This is a genomic window from Mesorhizobium sp. M7A.F.Ca.CA.004.06.1.1 (assembly GCF_003999135.1).
Taxonomy (GTDB): Bacteria; Pseudomonadota; Alphaproteobacteria; order Rhizobiales; family Rhizobiaceae; genus Mesorhizobium.
The window spans coordinates 1-3,846 of sequence record NZ_RZPQ01000576.1; the positions used below are offsets into that span (position 1 = coordinate 1).

The 3,846-nt window shown below is 61.9% G+C and carries 3 protein-coding genes; all 3 read left to right on the top strand.

Annotated features, from left to right (window positions below):
• On the top strand, positions 1-2,037 hold a 2,037-nt coding region (gene glgB / locus EN906_RS26035; RefSeq protein ID WP_127375480.1), incomplete at its 5' end, for a 1,4-alpha-glucan branching protein GlgB.
• A 35-nt stretch (positions 2,038-2,072) separates the two neighbouring features.
• The gene (gene glgC, locus EN906_RS26040; RefSeq protein ID WP_127273144.1) at positions 2,073-3,338 is read left to right on the top strand and encodes a glucose-1-phosphate adenylyltransferase; all 1,266 of its coding nucleotides are present in this window, start codon (positions 2,073-2,075) and stop codon (positions 3,336-3,338) included.
• Between the two features lie 3 nt (positions 3,339-3,341).
• Positions 3,342-3,846: glycogen/starch synthase (locus tag EN906_RS26045; protein ID WP_206529167.1), on the top strand; the 505-nt coding region annotated here is incomplete at its 3' end.

The window sequence follows — 3,846 nt, forward strand, 5'->3', positions numbered from 1 at the left end:
GCCTATACGCTGACCGGCATCATCGCGGGTGAATTGTCCAGGCGCGACGATGGCGGCTTTTTCGAAGGCAAGCTCTCGATCAAGAAGCGGCAGCCGCTTCGCTATCACGCGCGCAATGCCGGCGGCGACTGGTGGCTGACCGATCCCTATTCGTTCGGTCCGGTGCTCGGGCCGATGGACGACTACTACATCGCCGAGGGATCGCATCTCAGGCTGTTCGACAAGCTCGGCGCCCATGTCATCGAGCACGAAGGCGCCACGGGCGTGCATTTCGCCGTCTGGGCTCCCAATGCGCGGCGTGTCTCTGTGGTCGGCGATTTCAACGAATGGGACGGCCGCCGGCACTCGATGCGGGATCGCCGCGACACCGGCATCTGGGAGGTGTTCATTCCCGATATCGGTGCCGGCCGGCCCTACAAATACGAGATCATCGGCCCCGACGGCGTCAGGCTGCCGCTGAAGGCCGATCCGTTCGCCTTCAAGTCCGAACTGCGTCCGGCCACCGCTTCGGTCGTGGCCGTGCCGCCGGCGCATGAGTGGGGCGACGAGGCGCATCGCAATTTCTGGCGCAATGCCGATCACCGGCGCGAAGCCATTTCGATCTACGAGGTCCATGCCGGCTCCTGGCAGCTTCGCGACGACGGTACGTTCCTGTCATGGGACGAACTGGCCGACCGGCTGATCCCCTATGTGGTCGAGACCGGCTTCACCCATATCGAATTCATGCCGATCTCCGAACACCCGTATGACCCGTCCTGGGGCTACCAGACGACCGGCCTCTACGCGCCATCGGCCCGCTTTGGCGATCCGGACGGCTTTGCCCGCTTCGTCGACGGCGCCCACCGTGCCGGCGTCGGCGTTATTCTCGACTGGGTGCCCGCGCATTTCCCGGTCGATGAGCACGGCCTGGCCAATTTCGATGGCACCGCGCTCTATGAACATGCCGATCCGCGCAAGGGGTTTCATCCCGACTGGAACACCGCGATCTACAATTTCGGCCGCCGCGAGGTGGTGTCGTTCCTGGTCAACAATGCGTTGTTCTGGGCCGAGAAATACCATGTCGACGGACTTCGCGTCGATGCGGTCGCCTCGATGCTGTACCTCGACTATTCGCGCAAGGCCGGCGAATGGATCCCCAACGAGAAAGGCGGCCGCGAGAATCTCGAGGCGGTCAGCTTCCTGCAGAAGATGAACAAGGAGGTCTACGGCCACCATCCGGGCGTGATGACCATCGCCGAGGAATCGACCTCTTGGCCGAAGGTCTCGGCACCGGTGCATGAAGGCGGGTTGGGCTTCGGCTTCAAGTGGAATATGGGCTTCATGCACGACACGCTGGAGTATTTCTCCAAGGAACCGATCTTCCGAAAACACCACCACAACGACCTCACCTTCGGCCTGACCTACGCCTTTTCGGAGAATTTCGTGCTGCCGCTCTCGCACGACGAGGTTGTGCACGGCAAAGGCACGCTGCTTGGCAAGATGGCCGGCGACGACTGGCAGAAGTTTGCGACGCTGCGCGCCTACTACGCTTTCATGTGGGGCTATCCCGGCAAGAAGCTGCTTTTCATGGGGCAGGAGTTCGCGCAGCGCCGCGAATGGAGCGAGGCGCGCGCGCTCGACTGGAACCTGCTTGAATTCCGGCCGCATCGCGGCGTCTGGCAGACGGTGCGCGATCTCAACTATCTCTACCGTTCGCGCCCGGCACTGCATGGCCGTGATTGTGAGCCGGAAGGGTTTTCCTGGCTGATCGTCGATGACAGCCAGAATTCGGTTTTTGCCTGGCTGCGCAGCGCACCGGGCGGCAGCCCGGTGGCCGTCATTTCCAATTTCACGCCGGTGCCGCGTGACAATTATCGCGTGCCGTTGCCGAAATCAGGCAAATGGCGCGAGATCATCAACACCGACGCTTCGGAATATGGCGGTTCCGGCAAGGGCAATGGCGGCATGGTCGAGGCGCGGGCGGAGGGAGGAAACATCTCAGCGACGATGCTTTTGCCGCCGCTGTCGACGATCATGCTTGAACTCGTTGCCGACTGAGCCATGTCGATATCGAGTAACTTGGGAGGGTAGAAATGGCAGACTTGAAACGGACCCAGCCGCTGGCGCGCGATGCCATGGCCTATGTATTGGCCGGCGGCCGTGGGAGCCGCCTCAAGGAACTGACCGATCGGCGTGCCAAGCCGGCCGTCTATTTCGGCGGCAAGACGCGCATCATCGATTTCGCGCTCTCCAACGCGCTTAACTCCGGCATTCGACGCCTCGGCGTCGCCACCCAGTACAAGGCACATTCGCTGATCCGCCATCTGCAGCGCGGCTGGAACTTCCTGCGCCCTGAACGAAACGAGAGTTTCGACATCCTGCCGGCCAGCCAGCGCGTCTCGGAAACGCAGTGGTATGAAGGCACCGCCGATGCCGTCTATCAGAACATCGACATCATTGAGGCCTACGGCCCCGAATACATGGTCATCCTGGCCGGCGACCACATCTACAAGATGGACTACGAGATGATGCTTCGCCAGCACGTCGACGCCAATGCCGACGTCACCGTCGGCTGCCTCGAAGTGCCGCGCATGGAAGCCACCGGCTTCGGCGTCATGCATGTCGATGCCAAGGACAACATCATCGCCTTCGTCGAAAAACCCGCCGATCCGCCCGGCATTCCCGATAAGCCGGAATTCGCGCTGGCTTCGATGGGCATCTACGTCTTCAAGACCAAATTCCTGATGGAGCAGTTGCGCCGCGATGCGGCCGAGGCGGGCTCAAGCCGCGACTTCGGCAAGGACATCATCCCCTATATCGTCCAGCACGGTAAGGCGATCGCGCATCGCTTCGCTAAATCCTGCGTCCGCTCGACCGCCGAGAACGAAGCCTACTGGCGCGACGTCGGAACGGTCGATGCCTATTGGGAAGCCAATATCGACCTGACCGATATCACGCCCGAGCTCGATCTCTACGACCGCGACTGGCCGATCTGGACCTATGCCGAATTGAAGCCGCCGGCAAAGTTCGTGCATGACGAGGATGGCCGCCGCGGTTCGGCTGTGTCTTCGCTTGTCTCGGGCGATTGCATCGTCTCGGGGGCTTCGCTGAAAAAAAGCCTGATCTTCACCGGCGCGCGCATCAATTCCTATTCGACGCTGGAAGAAGTCGTCATGCTGCCCGACGTTCATGTCGGCCGGAACGCAAAGTTGAAGCGCGTGGTCATCGACCATGGTGTTAGGATACCGGAAGGGCTGGTGGTCGGCGAAGATCCTATTCTCGACGCCAAGCGCTTCCGCGTTTCCGAAAAGGGCATCTGCCTGGTCACGCAGGACATGATCGACAAGTTAGGGCTCTAACGCATGCAGGTTCTGTCGGTCACGCCCGAGATCTTTCCGCTGATCAAGACCGGAGGGCTTGCCGACGTGACCGGCGCGCTGCCCATCGCCTTGGCGGCCAAGGGCGTGACCGTGCGCACGCTCATCCCGGGCTTTCCGACCGTCATGGCCGCCTTCAAGAAGAAGCGGGCGGTTCTGCAATATCCCTTGCTGCAGGGCGGCAAGGCCTCCGTCCATTCAGTCCAACTCGCCGGGCTCGAACTGTTCGTGCTCGATGCGCCGCATCTGTTCGACCGTCCCGGCGGTCCCTACGGCAATGCCACCGGCGTGGACTGGCCAGACAACTGGCGGCGCTTCGCAGCACTAAGCCAGGTCGGCGGCGATATCGCCGGCGGCGCCATCTCGGGCTACCAGCCCGACATCGTCCATGCCCATGACTGGCAGTCTGCGATGACCCTGGCCTACATGCGCTACGGCAAGGCAGTTGGCATTCCCTCGATGATGACCGTCCACAATCTCGCCTTCCAGG